Source organism: Clostridium sp., assembly GCF_030532265.1.
In the GTDB taxonomy this organism is placed as follows: Bacteria; Bacillota; Clostridia; order Clostridiales; family Clostridiaceae; genus Clostridium.
In genome coordinates, this window is sequence record NZ_JAUNLM010000010.1 from 17,378 (window position 1) to 40,363 (window position 22,986).

Below are 22,986 nucleotides of genomic sequence, written 5' to 3' on the forward strand. Positions count from 1 at the left end.
ATATGTGGTAATAGATTATTTATAGTTTAACCAGGAAGAAAAAAAATACTACAAAAAAATTAATCCAATTTATACCTAAAAATTTTAAAGCAAATCTTTATAAGCTTTAATTCCATTTAATGAATCGGCTTCTTTTATTGCTCTTAATATAGCTTTTTCCATAACATTAGAAGCTATCATACCTACAGTTGTAACATCTATATCAACTTCATTTGTAGCCATTGTAAATATAGTATCTCCATCAAACATTGTATGAGCTGGTCTCATAGTTCTTGCATAGCCATTATGAGCCATTGAAGCTACTTTTTTTGCATTAGCTTTTGAAAGATTAGCATTAGTTACTACTAAGCCTATAGTTGTATTTCCTTTGAATGGAGTTTTAGGATTTTTTAAGTTATTAATTAAAATATTTTCACTATTTAAAAATTTGTTTGTATTTTTATCTAAAGCACCTGCAATAATATTTGAAGTTTTAGGATCTATAACATCTCCAAGACAATTAACTGCAACTATAGCACCTACTTTTAAATTACCAACTTCTACAGCATATGTTCCAAGTCCACCTTTCATAGCAGTATGTGGACCTAAAATTTTGCCAATAGTAGCTCCGTATCCTGCACCTATATTACCATTTATATCATCATTATAAGTTTCACTATTAACACAGGCTTCGTATCCCATAGATTTATCAGGTCTTATTTTAGGATTTCCAAAAGCTAAGTCAAAAAGAACAGCAGAGCAAACTATTGGAACTTTAGCAACTTGAACATCAAATCCTATATTTTTTTCTTCGAGATATTTCATAACACCTGAAGATGCATCAAGACCAAAAGCACTTCCACCTGACAGTACAACAGCATGAATTTTTTCTATCATTTCAGAAGGATCTAAAAGATCTGTTTCACGAGTGCCAGGAGCTCCACCTCTTACGTCAACACCACCAGTTGCACCTTTTTCACAAAGTATTACAGAACATCCAGTAAGACCTTTAATATTTTGAGCATGACCCAATTTTATTCCGTTTATATCAACAAATTTAATTTCTCTCATAAAAATTAACCCCCTAAATCAAAAGCTCCTATAAAAGATAGGAGCATAAAATCAAATTATTTTTTTATTTTTTTAATAGTTAAAACTACTGGTATTGTTATAAGCGCTGATAATAAAGCTTCTGGAATACCATTAGTTGCACCAACAGTTGCAATAACAGTTCCTGCTGCTGTTGGATCTATGTTTAAAGCTTTTGAATACTGTTCTAAATAAAAAACATAAGTAAGCCCCAAAACACCAACAGTGTTTGTAATAGTTCCAAGTACAGCTGCAACTCCTATAGGAATTGATTCTTTTCTAAACTTATTTTTTAATAGTTTATAAACATAATAAGCTACTATACCAATTAATATTCTTGGAACAATTGCAATTATTGGATTATAAAATATAAATGATGTTGGACCAGGAGCTGTAAATGCTTGATACATAGAAAAAATACCAAAAACGCCTCCTACTAATGCACCAACTAAAGGACCTTCAACTATTGCGCCAATTATTACTGGTATATGCATTATTGTAGCTTTCATAAAAGGTAGCGGTATAAATCCTAGTCCTGTAAGTCCTAGAAATATTGATATACCTGAAAGCATACCTACAATAACCATTTGACGAAGTCCTAAAATTCTTTTGCTTGCACTTCTTTCCATTTTGTAACCTCCGTTCTTATTCCCCCATTTAGGATATAATTCGGCAAAAAACAATATAAAAATTTTGAATTTTGCGTTCAGTTTCAAAAAATTTGAATACCGACAGTATATATTTTACAATGAAGAAAAAGGAGTTTCAATAGAAATTGTTAAAAATTTATCGATATTTTTCAATAGAATTTAAAATATGAGTTATTTACTATATTTAGGAATGAAAAGTAGTTTTATTCAGAAAATTTAAAAAAGAGTAACTTTATTAGCTACTCCTTGAAATTAGTATGAATTATTATCAGTATTTTTAATTATATCGTCTTTATTTGGCATTATAAAAATACAAGCAATATATCCAGCTATACCTGCCCCAAAAGAACAAAAAGTAAATATAATCCAAATAAGTCTTATTACAGTAACATCAATATTTAAGTATTCTGATATACCTTGACAAACACCGCTTATCTTACCCTTATCAGGAACTTTATATAATCTTTTCATTATAATTACCCCCTAAAAGCTTTTAATTAATAAATACAGTATATTTAAAAATAATGTAATATACAATATAGTTTGTTGGACTTAAATTAACATTTATATTTTTTTAAGAGTTTAATATACTTTCTTAAGAATTTAAAAAATAAATAGTATAATAATATTATAGTATGTCTTAGGAGGAAGTTATGAAAGAAAATAATTATATTGTGAAAGCTTATCCAGAGAAATCTTGGAGTATTTCTAGGGTTAAGACATTAAAAAACTGCTTAAGGCAGTATTATTACACATACTATGGTTCACATAGAGGATGGGAAATGGAAGTTTCAGAGGAAAGAAAATTAGCTTGGAGATTGAAAAAATTAACAAATATATGGATATATTTTGGAGATATAATTCATGAAGGAATAAAAAATATAATAAAATTTCAAAGTAATAACCAAGGTAAAGAAATTGATGTGGACAAGTTTAAGGAATTTATTAGACTTAAATTAAATATATTAGTTAAACAAAGTAGTAAAAAGAATCGAGATGTTGAATGGGATACTTATCCTAAAGGAAATATGCTTCAAGAATATTATTATGATGGAAAAATAAATAAAGAAGATATAGATGAAATTAAAGAAAGAATAGAACAATGTACTGAGAATTTTTTTGAGAGCAAAACATTTTTTGATATATCAAATGGTAACTTTAAAAATATCATAGAAATTGATGAAGGGAGTTTTAATCACATTTTTATCCACAAAGTTAAAGTTTTTTCTATAATAGATATGCTTTATGTTGATAAAAATGATAACTGGGTAATTGTTGATTGGAAAACTGGTAAATATGATGAGGAAAATAAAGATCAAATTTTGGTTTATGCAATATATGTTATGGAAAAATATAATATTCCAATAAATTATATAAAGGGTAGAGTAGAGTATTTATATCTAGGAGAAAATTATGAATATGACTTTACTAAAGAAGACATCAATAATATGAAAGATAGAATAAATTTAGAATTGAATGTTATAGATGCATTATTGGAGGATAAAAATATAAATAAGCCAAAAAATAAGGAAAGTTTTTTAATGTGTGAAGAGGATTATAAATGTTATATATGTAAATATAAAAGATTATGTAAGAAGGGTGGATATTAGTTATGAAATTACTTAAATTAAAAAAGCAAACAAATAATAAGTATTTAAATATGTATGAAATGGAATTAGAAAATAAAAAAGGGAATTTAAAAAAATATTATTTTGCAACAAGGAGAGAAGAAAAAGATCTTGCTTGTAAGACAAAAAATCATAATAAAGCAGATGGTGTTATGATAATTCCAATAACAAGTGATAGAGAAGTTGTATTAGTTAAGCAATATAGACCTGTAATAAGTGATTATATATATGAACTTCCAGCAGGAATAATAGATCCAGGAGAAACTATGGAAGAAGCAGCAAAAAGGGAGTTATTTGAAGAAACTGGTCTTAAATCAACAAGTTATGAAGTTTTTTTAAAGCCTAGTTATACATCAGTTGGTATGACTGACGAAACTACGGCTATAGTAAAAATGGATGTATGTGGAGAGATAACTTCTGATAATGTAGAAGAAAATGAAGAAATTGAAGTTATTAAAGTTAAAATAGATGAGGTAATTGATTTTGTAGATAAAAATAATGTATCAATAAAAGGTGGTATAATATTAAAATTAATTAAAAATTTATATTGATATGTTAAAAAAGTTAAAAAAATGTGTATACAAATAAAATACAGTTGTATACAATAAAGACACATGTTATTATAATGATGGCAGTAACAATTTTATTACATACACTAGAGATGAGTAATATATATTTGGGGGCTATTATTATAGAGGTGTAGTGAATGAAAGGCAATTATTTAGTTGTAGATAAAAAAGTTTTACCTGAGGTGTATTCAAAGGTTATAGAAGTTAAGAATATACTTAAAGATGGAAAAATAAAAGAAATAACAGAAGCTACTAAGATAGTAGGGATAAGCAGAAGTGTATATTATAAATATAAGGATCATGTATTTGATTTTGCAGAAAGCGTCCAAGGAAGAAAAATGACTTTTAGTATGATTATAAAGCATGAAAAAGGAGTTTTATCAGATACATTAAATTATATATCAGATAAAGGTGGAAATGTACTTACAATAGATCAAGGCATTCCTATAAATGGAGCTGCAAATCTTAGTGTAACTATAGATATGACATCTTTAGAATGTGATATAACGGCTCTTTTAGATGGACTAAGAGAGATGTCTAGTGTGGAAAAGGTTGACTTTATAGCGATGGAATAAATTATTTTAATTTAAAAGCCTAATAAACTTTTAGTTTATTAGGCCTTTTTAAATAAATATAGTGTTTAGAATTTTAATATTATTAAGTATATATACTTATTATGGTATAATATAACAAGAATAAGTTAAGATAGAGGTGTTTAATTTATGGGGGAAATGTTAGAAAGTATTAACTTAAGAAAGGCAGTAGAAAGTGACATAAATTTAATTGTAGGATTTATAAGAGAAATAGCTGAGTATGAAAAAATGTTAAATGAAGTTATTGCAACAGAAGATGAGGTATATGAGTCTATATTTAAAAGAAAAGAAGCAGAAGTTTTAATAATAGAAAAGGATAGTAATCCTATAGGATATGTAGTTTATTTCTTTAATTATTCTACATTTATTGGAAGATCAGGTTTTTATTTGGAGGATATATATATAAAGCCTAAATATAGAGGTAAGGGTTATGGAAAAAAGGTATTTAAATATTTAACAAAGTTAGCTTATGAAAAAGGTTGTCATAGAATGGAATGGAGTTGCCTTAATTGGAATAAGCCATCAATTGAATTTTATAAAAGCCTAGGAGCTGTTCCTATGAGTGAATGGACTGTATATAGATTAACTAGAGATAAGTTTAAAGATGTTTATGAAAGTAAAATGTAGAGGTGAAAGATATGGGGGATAGTAAATATTATAGTGTTGTAAGAGATGAAGTTAAAAAGCTTATAAAGGAATATTGTAAAGAAGGAGCTCATGATATATATCATCTAGATAGAGTATATAAGATGGCTTTATATATAAATGAAAAAGATAAATTAAATGGAGATTTAGATATTTTATGTTTAGCATCATATATGCATGATTTACACAGACTACAATTAAAAGATGATGTTGAATTAAAACATTCAGATGATATAGAAGAAATATTTAATGATATATGTTTGAAATTAAAAATTGATAATAATTTAGTAGAAAAAATAAAAGAGTGTATAAAATTAACTGACAAACATTCTTTTTGTGGTGATGTAATTAAAGAATTAGAATCACCTATAGAGGGTATAATACTAAGAGATGCTGATAATTTGGATTCATTAGGAGCAGTTGGAATAGCGAGAGCATTTATGTTTGGTCAATATATAGGAGAAGAAATGTATGATCCAAATCAAAAGTTAAATGATAGAGAATATGATTTAACTTCTAGAAGTAGTTCCATAATACATCATTTTTATGAAAAATTATTTAAGCTTGAATATGATATGATAACAAATACAGCTAAAGAAATTGCAAAAGATAGAGTTGATTATATGGAGGAATATCTTAATAGATTTTTTGAAGAATTTGATGTTATAATATAAATTTAATAAATAATTAAATATATAAAAACAATTTATATATATTTTTAATTTATTATTATGAAATGCAAGAATTTATTTTATAATATGAGGGTGGCAAAAGATGAAAAAGAAAACTAAAATTATTTTATCTATATTAATATCTGTATTAATATTAATTTTATTGATTTTAAATACAATAAGAGAAGATAAAATAATAAAACAATTTGAGCAATACTTAAACAGTCATAAAACTGAATTTAGTGAATATATGATTGGAAAAGAAGAAAAAGAATATAAACAGTTAAAGAAGAAAGCTGATAGAGCTATAGATCATAAAAATGTAAAAATAGTTCCAGAATTAGAAAGTCAAATGAATGAACTAATAAATAGAGCTAAGACTGATAATGAAAAAATATTAAACAATCAATTAAATGATATTAGAAATTTTGATTTAAGTAAATTTAGTGATTCTAAAAAGAAATCAATAAAAGATGAGATAAAAGAAATTCAAAGTTTAATTGATAATAAAAAATATAGTGATGCAAGTAAAAAAATTAAAAATTTAAAAAATAAAATGTATAGTTCTATAAATAATTAATTTATTTTATTCAATTTAATTACTATAAGTTTTTAAAATAATAGTGTTAAAAAAGATGATTTTTAAAAATCATCTTTTTTAATTTTAAATAATTTTTAAATATTTTATTTTACATATTAAAAAAAAATGATACAATGTAAATATCAATATTGGAAACGTATACTTTAAAATCTTATTTTTATCTTTTTATTAAGATTAAGGAGAAGATAAAAATGAAAGAATTTAGTCTAAAAACTAAAATATATTTTGGTGAAGGAGCTTTAAATAAATTAAGTGAAATTTCAAATAAAAATGTTCTGATTATATGTGATAAATTTATGGAGGAAAGTAAAACAGCAGAAAAAATTGCAATTAAATTAAACAATTGTAATGTTTCTATTTTTAGTGATATAGTTCCAGACCCTAGTGTTCAAATAGTTGCACTAGGAGTGAAAAAGCTTAAAGAGTTAAATGCAGATATAATTATTGCATTAGGTGGAGGGTCTTCTATAGATGGAGCTAAAGCTATACGTGAATATTATAATAATTTATTTAAAGAGAATTCAAAATATATAGAATTTTATGCTATACCTACAACAAGTGGAACTGGATCAGAAGTTACGGAATATGCGGTAATAACTAATAAAGAAGAAAATTTAAAATATGCATTAACTAACAAATCACTTTTACCAGACGTTGCTATTTTAGATGCAGAACTTACAAAAACTGTTCCTAAATCTATAACAGCAGATACTGGAATGGATGTAATAACACATGCAATTGAAGCGTATGTTTCAAAAGGTTCTAATGATTTTTCTGATGCTTTAGCAGAAAAAGCACTATGTTTAGCCTTTAATAATTTAAAATTAGCGTATAATGATCCAGAAAATTTAATTTTTAGAGAAAAACTTCATAATGCATCTTGTCTTGCAGGGATGGCATTTAATGCTTCAGGTCTTGGAATAACTCATAGTTTAGCTCATGCTATAGGAGGAAAACTTCACATACCTCATGGAAAGGCAAATGCTATAATACTTCCATATGTTATGGAGTTTAATGCTAATATTAATAATAATTTATATATGCAAGATTATGATTTAGTTGCGTTAAAATATCAAAGATTAGCAAAACTTTTAGATATAAATGCATGTAGTACTGTTATAGGAGTTAATAATTTAATAAGAAATATAGCAAATTTAAAATCAGATTTATCTATTCCTAAAAACTTAATAGAACTTGGAGTAGATATAAAACTAATTAATGACTTTAGAGATGAAATAATAGAGGCTGCATTGAAGGATGTATGTACTAGTTCAAATCCTAGAGAAGTTTCTAGAGAAGATTTAAATCTATTACTAGATAAGATAATTGGAATTTAAAATATAGAGGTTAAGCATATTTTATGTTTAACCTTTAATTTATTTTATAGGTTTTTATAAAGTTATTTAAGTATTTTTATAAGTTTTAATAAATAATAAGAAAATATTGACAATAAATTCTCAATATGATAATGATAAATTAATGACAATTAATAATTTTTACTCAAGGTTAACAAAGGATAGGAGGAAGAAATATGAAGGATGAAATGTATTATATCGGGAAAGTGGAGAAAATTTGCAAGATAAGCAAGAAAACATTACGATATTACGATAAAGTAGGAGTATTATCTCCTGATGTTGTACATGATGAAAACGGATACAGATATTATAGTAAAGATAATATGTTATCTATTCCAGTCATAAAGTATTATAAGCAAAGCGGATTTAAACTTGAAGAAATTAAAAATTTAATTTGTGAATGTGAGTGTAGTGAAATTGAAGAGAATTTTAGGGAAAAAATTAAAGAACTTGAGGAAGTTGAAAGAAATTTAAATTTGAAGAAAAAATCTATTATAGATTGGTATTCATTAGTTAAAGAGGCAAAAATGGTTATTGATAATAATTTAAATGAGGTTTCGGTAAAATATATTAATAAAGTTGATATGCTGTTTTTAGATCAAGATTTTGATTATGATTATATAGATTCTATAATAAACATTGATTTTACTAACTATATAGAGAGTATTGATAATGCGATTACAGGACCTGTTATAATACAATTTCCATCCTATAAAGAAAAAATTAATGGCACTTGTAAAACCATGAGAATAATTCAGCAAAGTTTAATAAAATGTGAAAAAGAAAAAACTATTGAATTCGGTGGAGAATTAGTAGCTTCATGTTATCATATAGGATCTCATGATAATATAAATAAAACTTATGAAAAAATACTAGATTGGATAAAATTACATAACTATGAATGTGAAGATGAATGTTATGAAAGATATGTAGTTGATTATTGGACAAGTAAAGATAGTAGAAATTTTGTCACAGAAGTTATGATAAAAATTAAAAATTAGATTAATTATTAAGTTATATAAAAAAGCTTACCCTTAGGTGAAAGGTTTTTTATATAACTTTTTTTGTTTTATATTACAAATTATAGAAAAAAGTATTAAAAAATGGAATTATAGCATTATAAATATAGAATTATTTAAAATAAAGTTAATAAAGTTTAAACAAATATGAAAATAACGTTTACATAATTCTCGAAATTTGTTGTTGACCTTTAACTTAAGTGGAGGGATTATAATCAAATTGAATAAAGCGAAGATAAAAATAAGAAGTATACAATATTCCAATTTAAGAAATTTAATTTGTAAGTACATTTATATTATTTTGGTAAACGTTTAATAGTAAAGTGATTGCTAAAAAATTAACAATGCAATCGGTTTATTTATAAATCAATTAATATGGGAGGAGTTCTTATTTATGTCAGAGATATCAGTAGGAGTTGATTCTAAAGCAAATACTAATGATCAAAGAATTAGTAAGGCGATGGAATTAAAAGCAAAAATGAAAAGCAATTTCTTTAAAAAAGGAGTTGCAATAGCACTATTTTCAGGTATTTCATATGGTCTTTATACTGCATTTTTAACAATGGGAATGAGTAAAGGAGTTTGGGAAGATTGGTATGGAGCAAATACAGCAGGTCTTTCAGCATTTGTTATAGTTTATTTACTTGCTGCCCTTGGAAATGCAATTAATGATACTTGTAGTGCTGTTTGGGCAATTGGAAACTCTTTAGTCCAAGGTAAGTTTAAAGATTTTATAAGATGTTTGGTTTCTAAACCAGGAAGAATAATTATAGGGGCAGCACTTTTAGGAGGTCCATTAGCAGGAACAGCTTATGTTGTTGCTCTTCAAATGGCAGGTCCAATTATAGTTCCTATATCAGCTCTTTGCCCTGCAATTGCTGCAATTCTTGGAAAAATACTTTACAAGCAAGAAATTACAAAACGTATGGCAGTAGGAATTGCAATATGTGTATTTGCAAGTTTCTTAATAGGAAGTACAGGATTTTCAGGAGGAGTTTCAGGAACTGTATTTTTAGGAATTTTCATAGCAGTTATAGCAGCTTTAGGTTGGGGATTTGAAGGTTGTGTTGCAGGATATGCATCAACAATGGTTGATCCACAAATTGGAATATGTATCCGTCAATTATCATCAGGTATAGCTAATTTATTTATAGTAGTACCTATAATGGGACTTTTAGCAGGAGATTTACAAATTTCTAAAAATTTAGCTATTCAAGCATTTACTAGTGGCCCTGCAATGATATGGTTCATTTTAAGTGGATTATTAACATTCTTAACATTTATGGCTTGGTATAAAGGAAATAGTATGTGTGGTGCGGGACTTGGAACTGCTTGTAATGGTACATATTCATTCTTTGGACCTTTCTTCTGTTACTTAGTTTTAGGAGTTATTTCAGGTATGGATGGATGGTCACTACCAGCAGTAGCTTGGATTGGAGCTATTATAATGATGTTTGGTATTTTAACTATAGCTACAAATCCTTTAGACTTTTTTAGAAAGAAGGAGGCATAAAGTTTATGAAACCTTTAAATTATGCTATATTAAAACATTTTACAAAAGTTCATGAAGCTTCAGCATTAGATGTTATGGAAGCTTTAAAGGGAGATTACTCAAGCTTTAGAACATTTAATAAAGAATCTATAATTGATGCCTTATTAACAGCAGAAGCTAATGGATTAATCGAAGAAACTAGAGTTGATTTAGATGAAAATGATGAGCTTATTATTTTTTATCATGCAAATGAAGAAGGTAAAGCTGCAATCAATGGATATATAAAGGATTAATTTAAGATGGAGGTATTCATATATGAAGTATTATGGAGATGAAGCTTTAGGGCTTGTAGAAACAATAGGTTTAGTTCCTGCACTTGAGGCAGCAGATAAGATGCTTAAAGCTGCAAATGTTGAATTAGTTTCATACGAAAATATAGGTTCAACTCTTGTTACTATAATGGTTAAAGGTGATGTTGCTGCTGTAAAATCTGCTGTTGAAGTTGGAGCAGAAGCTGCAAGAGCTATAGGAAAGCTTACAGCAAAAAATGTTATGCCAAGACCAATTAGAGAAGTTGGAAAAATAGTATCAGTTCATGATATTGATGAATAGAAAGGAAATGGTTAATATGATTAGACGTGAAGCAATAGGATTAATTGAGACATTTGGATTAGTTTTTGCTTTAGAAGCAGCAGATGCTATGTGTAAAGCAGCGGATGTTGAATTAGTCGGTTATGAAAATGTGGCATCTGGTTATATTTCAGTTATAGTAACAGGAGATGTTGGAGCTTGCAGAGCTGCTGTTGATGCTGGAGTAAGAGCTGTTGAAGAGATGGAAGATGGAAATCTTTATAGTTCAGTAGTTATAGCAAGACCTCATAATGATCTTCAAAAAATTATAGATAAGTATTCTTTAGAAGTACTTTAATAAAGTTTTAGAAAAGGGGAGATGAAAATGAATATTATAGATAATGATTTACTCTCCATGCAAGAAGCTAGAATACTTGTTGAAAATGCAAGGGAAGCTCAAAAAAGTTTAGCTACATTTCCACAAGAAAAGCTAGATGAGATAGTAAACCGTATGCTTGAAGTTATTAAAGAGTATGATGGTGAATTAGCTAGATTAGCTTTTGAAGAAACAGACTTAGGAAGAGTAGAAGATAAATTAATAAAAGATAGGTTTGTAGTTTCTTATCTTAGAAAAAAGTTAGATGGAATGAAGTGTGTAGGAATAATAGAAAAAGATGATAGTAATAAAACTATGGATATTGGAGTTCCAATAGGAGTAATTACAGCTTTTTGTCCTATGACAAGCCCAGTTTCAACAATAATCTACAATGCAGTTATAGCTATAAAATCAGGAAATGCAATAGTATTTGGTCTCCATCCTAAAGCAAAGAATGTTATGAAAAGAACTTTAGATATTCTAATTAGAGCAGCTGAAGGTTATGGACTTCCAGAAGGAGCAATTTCTTATTTAAGTATAGTATCTGAAAGTGGTTTTATAGAACTTATGAAACATAAAGATACATCATTAGTTATGAACACTGGTGTTAAAGATTTATTAAAAGTTTCAACTAAATGTGGAAAACCAGTTATTTATGGTGGAACAGGTAATGGGCCAGCGTTTATAGAGAGAACTGCTAATATAAAAAAGGCAGTTAAAGATATTATAGATAGCAAAAGTTTTGATTATGGGGTAGTTTCAGGTGCAGAGCAATCTATAGTTGTAGATAGTCCTATTGCAAAAGAAGTGAAAGATGAGCTTATTAAAAATGGAGCTTATTTTATGAGTGAAGATGAATCTAAATCTCTTGAGAAAATTATATTTGATAAGTATGGAAATCTTGAAAAAGAGTTTATTGGAAAGTCACCAGAATTTATAGGAAAAAGAGCTGGAATAAATATTGCATCTGATGTAAAGGTTTTGATATCAACTCAAAAGTTTGTTTCCTTAAATAATCCTCATTCTAGAGAAAAACTTTGTCCAATACTTTCATTTTATGTAGAAGATGATTGGATGCATGCTTGTGAGAAATGTATAGAATTGCTTTTAAGTGAAAGACAAGGTCATACCCTTATAATTCATTCAAATGATAAAGAAGTAATAAAGCAGTTTGCTCTTAAAAAACCAGTTGGAAGAATTTTGGTTAATACTTCAGGAGTATTTGGAAGTATGGGGGCTACAACAAATCTTTTCCCATCAATGACACTTGGAAGTGGATCTGTTGGAAAAGGAATGACCTCTGATAATGTATCTCCAATGAACTTAGTATATATAAGAAAAGTTGGTTATGAAGTAAGAAATAAAGATGAATTTTTAAATTCTATAGGCATGAATAGAGAGGTTAATAATATTACTGATAAAAGTTTAGATAATTCTTTAGATAATATGCAACTTCTTAAAAATGTTTTAACTCAAATTTTAAAAGAAAAATAATTAAATAGAAAAGGAGTAGATAAAATGGATATTCGTGAATTTTCAAATAAATTTATGGAAGCAACTAAAAATATGTCTGAAAATGAACGCCAAGCATTATTAAAAATGTTTGAAAGTGTTTCAGATGAAATAAAAAAAGATGATCAACCTGTAGTTGCAGAATGTGCAGTATCTTCAAATGATGGGAAAGTTCCAGATGGAATAACAGAACGTTTAAAGAAACTTAAGGAAAATTATTTAAAGCAAGTTCCTTCAATAACAACTCATAGAGCAAGAGCTATAACTGAAATAGCAAAACAAAACCCAGGAACACCTAAATCAATATTAAGAGGTAAATGTTTCAAACACTGCTGTGAAACTGCACCATTAGTAATTCAAGATAATGAACTTATAGTTGGAGCTCCAAATGGTGCACCAAGAGCAGGTGCATTTTCACCAGATATAGCTTGGAGATGGATGGTAGATGAAATAGATACTATAGGAGAAAGACCTCAAGATCCATTCTATATTTCAGAAGAAGATAAGAAATTCATGAGAGAAGAATTATTCCCATTCTGGAAGGGTAAATCAGTAGATGAATATTGTGAAGATCAATATAGAGAAGCAGGTGTTTGGGAACTTTCAGGAGAATCATTTGTTTCTGATTGCTCATACCATGCAGTAAATGGTGGAGGAGACTCAAATCCAGGATATGATGTTATTTTAATGAAAAAAGGTATGCTTGATATAGTTAATGAAGCTCAAGAAAAATTAAAAGAGCTTAACTATGCAAATCCAGAAGATATAGAAAAAATATACTTCTATAAATCAGTAATTGATACTGCAGAAGGTGTAATGATATATGCAAAACGTATGTCAGAGTATGCAAGAGAGTTAGCTGAAAAAGAAACAAATCCTAAGAGAAAAGCTGAACTATTTAAAATTTCAGAAGTAAATGCTAAGGTTCCAGCTCATAAACCAGAAACTTTCTGGGAAGCTATCCAAGCTGTTTGGACAATAGAATCACTATTAGTAGTAGAAGAAAACCAAACAGGAATGTCAATTGGACGTGTTGACCAATATATGTATCCATTCTTTAAAGCTGATTTAGAATCAGGAAGAATGACTGAGTTTGAAGCTTTTGAACTTGCAGGATGTATGCTTATTAAGATGTCAGAAATGATGTGGATAACAAGTGAAGGTGGATCTAAGTTCTTTGCAGGATATCAACCATTCGTAAATATGTGTGTTGGTGGAGTTACAAGAGAAGGTAGAGATGCAACTAATGATTTAACTTATTTATTAATGGATGCAGTTAGACATGTTAAGATTTATCAACCATCATTAGCTTGTCGTATTCATAAGTCATCACCACAAAAATATCTTAAAAAGATAGTACAAGTTATAAGAGCAGGAATGGGATTCCCAGCATGTCACTTTGATGATGTTCATATAAAGATGATGCTTGCTAAAGGAGTTTCAATTGAAGATGCTAGAGATTACTGCTTAATGGGATGTGTTGAACCACAAAAGTCAGGTAGATTATATCAATGGACTTCTACTGGATATACTCAATGGCCAATATGTATAGAATTAGTACTTAATAATGGAGTTCCATTATGGTATGGAAAGCAAGTTTGTCCAGACTTAGGTGATGTTGATAGCTTTAAAACTTATGAAGAATTTGAAGCTGCTGTTAAAGAACAAATTAAATTTATTACTAAATGGACAAGTGTAGCAACAGTAATATCTCAAAGAGTTCACAGAGAGCTTGCACCAAAACCACTTATGTCAATTATGTATGAAGGATGTATGGAAAAGGGAAAAGGTGTTGAAGCTGGTGGAGCTATGTATAACTTTGGACCAGGAGTTGTATGGAGTGGACTTGCAACTTACATTGATTCAATGGCTGCAATTAAGAAATTAGTATTTGATGAGAAAAAATATACATTAAGAGAAATGAAAGAAGCATTAAAAGCTGATTTTGTTGGATATGAAAAATTAAGAAAAGATTGTTTAGAAGCACCAAAATACGGTAATGATGATGATTACGCTGACTATATTGGAGCAGATCTAATAAACTTTACTGAAATGGAACATAGAAAATATAAAACATTATATTCAGTTTTAAGTCATGGAACATTATCAATTTCAAATAATACTCCATTTGGACAATTAACAGGAGCTACTGCAAATGGACGTAAAGCTTGGACACCTCTTTCAGATGGTATTAGTCCAACTCAAGGGGCAGATTTTAAAGGTCCAACTGCTATCATTAAATCTGTTTCAAAAATGGCTTGTGACAATATGAATATAGGAATGGTTCATAACTTTAAATTAATGTCAGGTCTTCTTGATACTCCAGAAGGAGAACAAGGAATTATAACTTTATTAAGAAGTGCTTGTGCTCTTCAACTTGGAGAAGTTCAATTTAACTATTTAGATAATAAGACATTAATAGAAGCTCAAAAGAACCCAGAAGCTTATAGAGATTTAATAGTTAGAGTTGCTGGATATAGTGCATACTTCGTAGAGTTATGCAAAGATGTTCAAGATGAGATTATTAGTAGAACTATGCTAACACATTTTTAATAAAACTATAGATTATGTAGTAGTTTTTCTACTACATAATCTTAAGAAAGCTGGAGAGTTTAGATATGAATAATAATGCAAATGGAATTATTGAAAGACAAGCAAGAATTTTCAATATACAAAAATACAATATGTATGATGGCCCAGGTGTTAGGACTATAGTATTCTTTCAAGGATGTCCACTTCGTTGTAAATGGTGTGCTAATCCTGAAGGGATGATGAAGAAAAATAGGGTAATGTTTAAAAGCAATCTTTGTGAAAATTGTTTAGAATGTGTAGATGTTTGCCCTGTTGGTATTCATACAGTAAATAGTATTACAAATACTCATGAAATAAATAGAAATATAGATTGTATTGGATGTAAAAAATGTGAAGAAGCTTGCGTAAAATCAGCAATAAATATAATTGGTGAAAATAAAACAATATCAGAGCTATTAGAAATCATTGAAGAGGATAGAACTTTTTATGAGATGTCTGGTGGCGGAGTTACCTTAGGTGGTGGTGAAGTTTTAATGCAACCTGAAGCGGCCTTAAGTCTTCTTATGGCATGTAAAAATGTTGGAATTAATACTGCTATAGAAACTTCAGGATATACAAAAACAGAAACTATTTTAAAAATTGCAGAATTTACTGATTTATTCCTATTTGATATTAAACATATAAACTCTGATGAGCATTTTAAATGGACAGGAGTTAGAAATGAACAGATTTTAGAAAATTTAAAAAATCTTCTTCAAAATAAATTTAATGTCCAAATACGTATGCCTCTTTTAAAAGGTGTAAATGATAGTGAAGAAGCTATAACAAAAGCTATGGAGTTTTTACTTCCATATAAAGAATATAAAAATTTTAAAGGTATAGATTTATTACCATATCATAAGATGGGAGTTAATAAATATAACCAACTTGGAGTTGAATACCCTGTATACGGTGACCCTAGTTTAAGTGATGAAGATTTAAATCGAATTGAATCTTATATAAAAAGATATGATATGAATGCGAAGGTAGTTCGACATTAAAATGAATGTTGGAGAAATAGTTAACTTAAAAGAAAAAAATATACAAAGGGTAATTCAAGAGTCAGTACCAGGAAAGCAGATAACTTTATCACACATTATTGCATCTCCTATGAAAGATATTTATGAAAGATTAGGAATAGATGAAAAAGGAGCTATAGGGATACTAACATTAACACCATATGAAACTGCAATTATAGCTGCAGATATAGCAACAAAAGTTGCTGATGTAGAAATTGGTTTTTTAGATAGATTTACAGGATCAGTTTTAATAAGCGGTAATGTAGATAGCGTTTATGAAGCGTTAAATTCAGTAAATGAAACTTTAAAAGATATGTTAGGTTTTACAGTATGCCCTATAACTAGAACATGAGGAAAAAGAGAATAATGGTTGTTGGACGAAGAAATTCAGGGAAAACAACTATTGTAAATTATTTAAATGATTATGATGGTCCTCTAAAACGGACAGCCGATGTTATTTATGGTGAAAATACTATGGACATTCCTAGTTCTTATTTAGATAGTGCTTGGATGTACAAACATATAATAGCATTAGCTCAAGATGCTAAAAAAATAGTATATGTTTTAGATTATGAAAATCCTAATGAAATAATTAGTGAAGGATTTGCGAATCTTTTTAATATAGAGGTCATTGGGGTTGTAAACAAAGTTAGTAGTAACTATGAAAATATAGATAAATGCAAAGAAAATCTAAAGAGAATAGGAATTATAGAGCCATATTTTTTAGTTAGAAAAAATAGTGATGTAGATATGAAGAAACTTAAAGAATATCTACTTAAATAGGTAGGTGAATAGATATATGTTTAGATTTATTACTGAGGATTATTTAAAAGACTTATATAGAAAGGAACCCTTTAAGGAATTTAAGCTTAATGAAAATGAAAAGCTTACTCCAGGAGGTAGACAATACTTACTTGATAAAGGGATAAAGATCAATAGTAATTTACCTACAGATAGCAAAAAAGAAGAAAAAATAGATGAAACTTTAATAGATGAAAATAATAAGTATGGTTATAAGACTATTACATATAAATGTAAATCTATTGAAGCATCATTTTTAGAGTCAGCAAGCAAGATAATTAATGAGGACTTAAATTTAGCTCAGAAACTTATTGATTTAGGAAGAGAAATAAAGAATATAAGAGAGTTTACAGAAGGAAAAACTAAATTAGAATCCAATCCTAAAATTTGTGATTTTTATAATGAAGAAATAGAAATTACAGACGTTTATATACACCTAAAAAATAGTAAGCAAATATTAAATCTTTACATCCTCCTTTGTAAACTTAATGAATTTAAATATTATCTTCTAGAAAAATATGAAAATGATGAGCTAGTAAAAGAGATTTTAATTAATTTAGAAAATATTATAAATATATTATCTATGACTATATCTAAAGAAATTGGAGGATAAAAAATTGAGTGATAAAAGTAAAACTTTCGAGTACTGTGATGAGTTAGTAAGTGAGTTTGAAAAAGTTATAAAAAAACCTATCTTAGAAAAATCATCTGTTTATTACACAGGAGTTGATCTTGGAACTGCATGTATAGTTTTAGCAGTTTTAGATGAAAATTATAGACCAGTTGCAGGAGCATATAAATATGCTGATGTAGTAAGGGATGGTATGGTAGTTGATTATATAGGTGCAGTAAAAATAGTTCGAGAGCTTAAGCAACAAATAGAAGAAAAATTAGGCACTGAGCTAATTTATGCTGCAGCAGCTATACCGCCAGGAACAGATTCTTTAGATGGTGGTGCTATAAAAAATGTTGTACAAGCTGCTGGATTTGAATTAACAAATCTATTAGATGAACCTACAGCTGCAAATCAAGTATTAAAAATTCAAAATGGTGCAGTTGTAGATATAGGAGGAGGAACTACAGGTACTTCCATTATAAAAGATGGAAAAGTAGTTTATGTGGCAGATGAGCCTACAGGAGGAACACATTTCTCTTTAGTTATATCAGGTGCATATGGAATGAAATTTGATGAAGCAGATAATTTTAAAAGAGATAATAGCAATCATTCAGAGTTATTACCAGTTTTAAAACCTGTAATTGAAAAGGTTGGATCAATAATTAATGATCATATAAAAAATCATGATGTTAGGGAAATATCATTAGTTGGAGGGACTGCTTGTCTTACAGGAATAGAGGAAGTAATAGAAAACAAAATAAAAGTATATACGCATAAACCAAAAAATCCAATGTTTGTTACGCCACTTGGAATAGCACTTAGTTGCACAAGTGAGATTATAGATTAAATGGAGTTGGAGCCTTATGGATTTTAGACTTATAAAATCGCCAACAGAAGGAACAAAACGTGCTCTTATAAAGAGAATGGGTATAGAAGGAAAAGAAGCAATAAAAAATGTAGATGCTATTGGGCTTGCTCAAGGCAAGCTAATTGAAATGATTTGTGCTATAGATATTGCAGAAAAGGCAGCTGGAGTAATAGTTGAAGATATAAAAGGAATTTGTCCTCAACATATGACCTCAATTGCTATACTTGGAGATACTTCATCAGTAGAATCTGCAATAGAAGAAATCAAATTAAAGTTGAAAGAGGGAAGAGTCTTATGATAACAGCAAAATTAATAGATAATATTTGGGCAACTAGAAAAGCTGATAATCTTTACGGATTAAAGTTTATGTTAGCTGAAGAAATTGGCGGAAGCTTTAATGGTAGAAGATTTATAGTGGTAGATAATATTGGAGCCGGAATTGGAGATAGAGTTATCGTAAGTACAGGATCATCTGCAAGAAAAATGCTTAGGGATGATGAAATTCCAGTTGATGCAGCAGTAATAGGAATTATTGATGAAGATTGCAAATTTAGTGAGTAAACGATATATATAGCATCTTACATGTATTTTAATTAATTAAATATGAATGATAAGAAATTAATCAATATGCTTGATATAAAACAAAAGATATAAATAGAATTATAAATCTTTTGAAAGGATGTGAGAAAATGAAGAAGTTGATTTGTGCAAAAGATATGGAAGAGTTTTTAGAAACTGGAGAAAAGGTTTTCTATATAGACAAAGACGTAATTTTAACTCCATCAGCTAAAGATATAGCTAAAAATAATGGTATTTCAATTACTACAGAAAAAAGTATAGAGAAAAAAGTATGTAGTAAAAGTGATAAATGCTTAGAAGGTATAGAAACTAAAAATTTAGATTCTATGAAATTATTAGAGATGTTTAAGCAAATGGTTAATGAAGGTTTGCTTCAAGAGATGCTAAAAATATTAGCTACTGGTGAAGCTTCAAAATTTGTATCATCAACCGATGAAAGTGGACTTAAGGTTATAAAAGGAAGTTCAGTAAAAATGGATGTATTTGATACTGGAAATCCAAATGATAGAGTATTTTTTCAAGAGTTAATAAGTAAAGATGAGTCTAAAATGAGTGCTGGTTTTTTAACTATTGAAGACTCAAGATTTGAATGGGAATTAACTTATGAAGAAATAGACTATGTTATTGAAGGAACTGTAACTGTAGAAATAAACGGCAAAACTTACGAAGCAAATGCTGGAGATGTGTTATTTGTTCCTAAAGGATCTAAAGTAATTTGGGGATCACCTAATAAAGCTAAGTTATTTTATGCAACATATCCAGCCAATTGGGCAGATTTACTTTAATTACTTAAGGAGGATAGATAATTATGCAAGCAATAGGAATGATAGAAACTAAAGGATTGTTAGCTACTATTGAAGCAGCTGATGCCATGGTGAAATCAGCAAATGTTAATATCCTTGAAAAAGTATATATTGGTGGAGGATATGTATCAGTTACTGTAACAGGAGATGTTGGAGCTGTTAAATCAGCAGTTGATGCTGGAGTTTCAGCAGTAAATAGACTAGGCGATAATATTTTAGTTTCACACCATGTGATTGCAAGACCACACTATGAATTAGAAAGCATAATAGAAACTAAACCTGCTATAGAGAGATTAGAAGAATCTATAGAAGAAACTGTTTCATGCGAAGTAGTAGAGGAAGCTATTAAAGAAGAAATTAATGAAAATATAGAAGAAGAAATAATAAGTGAAGCCTTAGAGGAAGTTGAAGCTTTAGAAGTTGTAAACAATAGTATGGATTTAGAATTTACAAAAGAAGAATTAGACAAGCTTGTAGAAGAAAAAGGATTAGATGAGGCTTTTGAGATTTTAGGTAATTTAAAAGTATCTAAAATAAGAAAGTTAGCAAAAGAATTTAAAAATATTGATATAACAAGTAAGGCTATTTCAAAAGAAGATAAAGATTCTCTTCTAATTAGACTTAGAAATTATTATAAAAAATAGTCTTTTAAAGAAGGAGGAAAATTAATTTGGAAAATTTCGATAAAGATTTAAGATCAATACAACAAGCTAGAAATTTAGCAAGAAGAGGAAAAGTAGCGGCAAATAAAATTGCTGATTTTAACGAAGAACAAATAGATAAAATAATTAGAAATATGGTTAGAGTGGCAAAGGAACATGAAGTTTGCTTAGCAGAGATGGCCGTTGAAGAAACTGGATTTGGTAAAGTTTTAGATAAGGCTACTAAAAATAATTTAGCATCAACAGTTTTATATGATTCAATAAAAGACATGAAAACTATAGGTACTGTTAAAGAGGATAAGGAAAATAAATTAATTGATATAGCTGAACCAGTAGGATTAGTTATGGGAATAGTTCCTTCAACTAACCCAACATCAACAGCAATTTTTAAATCAATTATAGCTATAAAATCAAGAAATGCTATAGTATTTTCACCACATCCATCAGCAGTAAAATGTACAAGCACAGCAGCTAAGCTTATGCATGATGCAGCTGTAGAAGCAGGAGCACCAGAAGATATTATAACTTGTGTAGAATTAACTTCACTAGGAGCTACTAATGAGCTTATGAAGTCAAAAGAAGTAAGTTTAATTATAGCAACTGGTGGACCTGGTATGGTTAAAGCAGCTTATTCTTCAGGTAAACCTGCATTAGGTGTTGGAGCTGGAAACTCACCAGCATATATTGAAAGAACTGCAAATATTGAAAAAGCTATAAGAAACATTATAGCTAGTAAAACATTTGATAATGGAACTATATGTGCATCAGAACAATCAATAATTTGTGAATACTGCAATGAAGCTAAAGTAGTAGAGGAACTTAAAAAACAAGGTGGATACTTCATGACAGAAGAGGAAACTAATAAGGTTTGCAATATTTTATTTAAGCAAGGTAATGCTATGAATGCTGCTTTTGTTGGAAGATCTGCTGATGTAATAGCAAAAGCTGCAGGATTTTATGTTCCAGAAGGAACTAAAGTACTTATAGGAAGACAAGGAGGAGTTGGTCCTAAATATCCACTTTCATATGAAAAGCTTACTACAGTACTTGGATTCTATGTAGTAAATGACTGGATGGAAGCTTGTGAATTAAGTATAGAACTTCTTCAAAATGGAATAGGACATACAATGAGTATTCATACAGAGGATGTTGAAATAGTTAAGAAGTTTGCTAAAAAGCCAGCATCAAGAATATTAGTTAATACAGGTGGATCATTTGGAGGAACAGGAGCTTCAACAGGACTTATGCCATCATTCACTTTAGGATGTGGAACATGGGGAGGAAGTTCAGTATCTGAAAATGTAACTCCAATGCACCTTTTAAATATAAAGAGAGTAGCTTATGGATTAATAGATTGTGAAAATATAGTTAGAAATAGAGAATTACAAGAAACAACTTTTAAACCTCAAGCTAATAATGTTAGTTGTTGTGTAGAATCAAGCAGAAGAAGTTATTCAGAAATGAATTTAAGCCCTGCAGAAATTCAAAGAAAAGCAGAGATACCAGAAACTACTGCTAATACAATAATAGAAAAAGTCAATAACTTAGATAATGAGGAAGTAATGGACTTAGTAAATAAGATCATAGCAACTATGAAAAAATAGAGACTATGAAGAGGAAGATTTGAACATGGAAAATTTAGACGAAGTATTAAAGCTTTTACTTACAGCAGTTAAGGAAAGTGAAGAAAAGAAAAAACAAATTAAAGAATCATTTGAAATACCAGTAGGAATTTCTAATAGACATATACATCTTTCAAAAAAGCATGTAGAAACACTTTTTGGAGAGGGATATGAATTAACAAAGTTAAAAGACTTATCTCAAAAAGGACAATATGCTTGTAAAGAAACTATAACAATATGCGGACCTAGAGGTTCTATAGAAAAAGTAAGAGTACTTGGACCTGTTAGAAGTAAAACACAAGTTGAACTATCAATAGGAGATTGTAGAAAAGCTGGAGTATCACCAAGTGTTAGACTTTCAGGTGATTTAAAAGATACATCAGGTATTACTTTAATAGGACCTAAGGGAAGTGTCCAATTAGAAGAAGGAGTTATAGTAGCTCAAAGACATATTCATATGAACAATAAACATGCGGAACATTTTGGAGTCACTGATGGGGAAATCGTAAAAATTGAAGTAGATGGACTTAGAGGTGGAATATTAAATAATGTAAGTATTAGAACAAATGATTCATTTAGTCTTGAATGTCATTTAGATGTTGAAGAGGCAAATTCATTTGGTATAACACCAAAATCAAAAATTAAAATTGTTAGGGAAAGTGCCTAACACAAATAAAATAAGTTAAAAAATAATTT

The 22,986-nt window shown here is 28.7% G+C and carries 28 protein-coding genes; 25 read left to right on the forward strand and 3 right to left on the reverse strand.

Features of this window, described 5'->3' with window-relative positions; genetic code table 11:
* Positions 1–84: 84 nt before the first annotated feature.
* The 3 genes from Q4E08_RS04025 to Q4E08_RS04035 all read right to left on the reverse strand — a co-directional run bounded on the left by Q4E08_RS04025 (position 85) and on the right by Q4E08_RS04035 (position 2,189).
* Positions 85–1,050, reverse strand: a complete 966-nt coding sequence (locus tag Q4E08_RS04025; RefSeq protein ID WP_303128743.1) for a P1 family peptidase — start codon at positions 1,048–1,050, stop codon at positions 85–87.
* 56 nt (positions 1,051–1,106) lie between these two features.
* Positions 1,107–1,697, reverse strand: coding sequence for an ECF transporter S component (locus Q4E08_RS04030; RefSeq protein WP_303128745.1), 591 nt, complete (start codon positions 1,695–1,697; stop codon positions 1,107–1,109).
* 273 nt (positions 1,698–1,970) lie between these two features.
* Positions 1,971–2,189 (reverse strand): PspC domain-containing protein, encoded by a 219-nt coding sequence (locus tag Q4E08_RS04035; protein WP_303128746.1) that lies wholly within the window; start codon positions 2,187–2,189, stop codon positions 1,971–1,973.
* Positions 2,190–2,371: 182 nt separating this feature from the next.
* Between Q4E08_RS04035 and Q4E08_RS04040 the strand changes: the two genes are divergently transcribed.
* The 25 genes from Q4E08_RS04040 to Q4E08_RS04160 all read left to right on the forward strand — a co-directional run bounded on the left by Q4E08_RS04040 (position 2,372) and on the right by Q4E08_RS04160 (position 22,957).
* Positions 2,372–3,328 (forward strand): PD-(D/E)XK nuclease family protein, encoded by a 957-nt coding sequence (locus Q4E08_RS04040; RefSeq protein WP_303128747.1) that lies wholly within the window; start codon positions 2,372–2,374, stop codon positions 3,326–3,328.
* 2 nt (positions 3,329–3,330) lie between these two features.
* The gene (locus Q4E08_RS04045) at positions 3,331–3,897 is read left to right on the forward strand and encodes an NUDIX hydrolase (protein ID WP_303128748.1); all 567 of its coding nucleotides are present in this window, start codon (positions 3,331–3,333) and stop codon (positions 3,895–3,897) included.
* A gap of 155 nt (positions 3,898–4,052) precedes the next feature.
* Positions 4,053–4,490 (forward strand): ACT domain-containing protein, encoded by a 438-nt coding sequence (locus tag Q4E08_RS04050; protein ID WP_303128750.1) that lies wholly within the window; start codon positions 4,053–4,055, stop codon positions 4,488–4,490.
* A gap of 147 nt (positions 4,491–4,637) precedes the next feature.
* Positions 4,638–5,135: a GNAT family N-acetyltransferase gene (locus Q4E08_RS04055; protein WP_303128752.1), complete on the forward strand. Its 498-nt coding sequence runs from the start codon at positions 4,638–4,640 to the stop codon at positions 5,133–5,135.
* 11 nt (positions 5,136–5,146) lie between these two features.
* Positions 5,147–5,827, forward strand: a complete 681-nt coding sequence (locus Q4E08_RS04060) for an HD domain-containing protein (protein WP_303128755.1) — start codon at positions 5,147–5,149, stop codon at positions 5,825–5,827.
* A 100-nt stretch (positions 5,828–5,927) separates the two neighbouring features.
* Positions 5,928–6,404 (forward strand): hypothetical protein, encoded by a 477-nt coding sequence (locus tag Q4E08_RS04065; RefSeq protein WP_303128756.1) that lies wholly within the window; start codon positions 5,928–5,930, stop codon positions 6,402–6,404.
* Positions 6,405–6,616: 212 nt separating this feature from the next.
* On the forward strand, positions 6,617–7,762 hold the full coding sequence (locus tag Q4E08_RS04070) for a 1-propanol dehydrogenase PduQ (protein WP_303128758.1): 1,146 nt from the start codon (positions 6,617–6,619) through the stop codon (positions 7,760–7,762).
* A gap of 194 nt (positions 7,763–7,956) precedes the next feature.
* The gene (locus tag Q4E08_RS04075) at positions 7,957–8,781 is read left to right on the forward strand and encodes a MerR family transcriptional regulator (protein ID WP_303128760.1); all 825 of its coding nucleotides are present in this window, start codon (positions 7,957–7,959) and stop codon (positions 8,779–8,781) included.
* Between the two features lie 412 nt (positions 8,782–9,193).
* Positions 9,194–10,312, forward strand: coding sequence for a hypothetical protein (locus Q4E08_RS04080; RefSeq protein ID WP_303128762.1), 1,119 nt, complete (start codon positions 9,194–9,196; stop codon positions 10,310–10,312).
* A gap of 5 nt (positions 10,313–10,317) precedes the next feature.
* Positions 10,318–10,584 (forward strand): hypothetical protein, encoded by a 267-nt coding sequence (locus Q4E08_RS04085; protein WP_303128764.1) that lies wholly within the window; start codon positions 10,318–10,320, stop codon positions 10,582–10,584.
* Positions 10,585–10,606: 22 nt separating this feature from the next.
* Positions 10,607–10,903 (forward strand): BMC domain-containing protein, encoded by a 297-nt coding sequence (locus Q4E08_RS04090; RefSeq protein ID WP_303128765.1) that lies wholly within the window; start codon positions 10,607–10,609, stop codon positions 10,901–10,903.
* Between the two features lie 16 nt (positions 10,904–10,919).
* Complete coding sequence (locus Q4E08_RS04095) at positions 10,920–11,219, forward strand: BMC domain-containing protein (RefSeq protein WP_039316665.1); 300 nt, start codon at positions 10,920–10,922, stop codon at positions 11,217–11,219.
* Positions 11,220–11,246: 27 nt separating this feature from the next.
* Positions 11,247–12,731: an aldehyde dehydrogenase family protein gene (locus Q4E08_RS04100; RefSeq protein ID WP_303128767.1), complete on the forward strand. Its 1,485-nt coding sequence runs from the start codon at positions 11,247–11,249 to the stop codon at positions 12,729–12,731.
* Positions 12,732–12,755: 24 nt separating this feature from the next.
* Entirely contained in the window at positions 12,756–15,302 is a 2,547-nt protein-coding gene (gene cutC, locus Q4E08_RS04105) for a choline trimethylamine-lyase (protein WP_303128768.1), read from the forward strand.
* A gap of 65 nt (positions 15,303–15,367) precedes the next feature.
* Positions 15,368–16,321, forward strand: coding sequence for a choline TMA-lyase-activating enzyme (gene cutD / locus Q4E08_RS04110; RefSeq protein WP_303128772.1), 954 nt, complete (start codon positions 15,368–15,370; stop codon positions 16,319–16,321).
* A 16-nt stretch (positions 16,322–16,337) separates the two neighbouring features.
* Positions 16,338–16,691 (forward strand): BMC domain-containing protein, encoded by a 354-nt coding sequence (locus tag Q4E08_RS04115; protein ID WP_303128813.1) that lies wholly within the window; start codon positions 16,338–16,340, stop codon positions 16,689–16,691.
* Positions 16,688–17,122 (forward strand): EutP/PduV family microcompartment system protein, encoded by a 435-nt coding sequence (locus Q4E08_RS04120; protein ID WP_303128773.1) that lies wholly within the window; start codon positions 16,688–16,690, stop codon positions 17,120–17,122. Before Q4E08_RS04115 ends, Q4E08_RS04120 begins: the two co-directional genes overlap by 4 nt.
* Before the next feature lie 16 nt (positions 17,123–17,138).
* Complete coding sequence (locus Q4E08_RS04125; protein ID WP_303128774.1) at positions 17,139–17,753, forward strand: cobalamin adenosyltransferase; 615 nt, start codon at positions 17,139–17,141, stop codon at positions 17,751–17,753.
* A gap of 4 nt (positions 17,754–17,757) precedes the next feature.
* Positions 17,758–18,603: an ethanolamine utilization protein EutJ gene (gene eutJ, locus Q4E08_RS04130; protein ID WP_303128776.1), complete on the forward strand. Its 846-nt coding sequence runs from the start codon at positions 17,758–17,760 to the stop codon at positions 18,601–18,603.
* 16 nt (positions 18,604–18,619) lie between these two features.
* Positions 18,620–18,922, forward strand: coding sequence for a BMC domain-containing protein (locus tag Q4E08_RS04135; protein ID WP_303128777.1), 303 nt, complete (start codon positions 18,620–18,622; stop codon positions 18,920–18,922).
* Positions 18,919–19,185, forward strand: a complete 267-nt coding sequence (locus tag Q4E08_RS04140) for a EutN/CcmL family microcompartment protein (protein WP_303128778.1) — start codon at positions 18,919–18,921, stop codon at positions 19,183–19,185. The genes Q4E08_RS04135 and Q4E08_RS04140 overlap by 4 nt, the downstream gene beginning before the upstream one ends.
* A 128-nt stretch (positions 19,186–19,313) precedes the next feature.
* A complete protein-coding gene (locus Q4E08_RS04145) occupies positions 19,314–19,988 on the forward strand; it encodes a cupin domain-containing protein (protein ID WP_303128780.1) in 675 nt (224 codons plus the stop codon).
* A 23-nt stretch (positions 19,989–20,011) separates the two neighbouring features.
* Positions 20,012–20,650 (forward strand): BMC domain-containing protein, encoded by a 639-nt coding sequence (locus tag Q4E08_RS04150; protein WP_303128782.1) that lies wholly within the window; start codon positions 20,012–20,014, stop codon positions 20,648–20,650.
* A gap of 26 nt (positions 20,651–20,676) precedes the next feature.
* The gene (locus Q4E08_RS04155) at positions 20,677–22,272 is read left to right on the forward strand and encodes an acetaldehyde dehydrogenase (acetylating) (protein ID WP_303128784.1); all 1,596 of its coding nucleotides are present in this window, start codon (positions 20,677–20,679) and stop codon (positions 22,270–22,272) included.
* Positions 22,273–22,297: 25 nt separating this feature from the next.
* Positions 22,298–22,957, forward strand: coding sequence for a phosphate propanoyltransferase (locus Q4E08_RS04160; protein ID WP_303128785.1), 660 nt, complete (start codon positions 22,298–22,300; stop codon positions 22,955–22,957).
* Positions 22,958–22,986 lie beyond the last annotated feature (29 nt).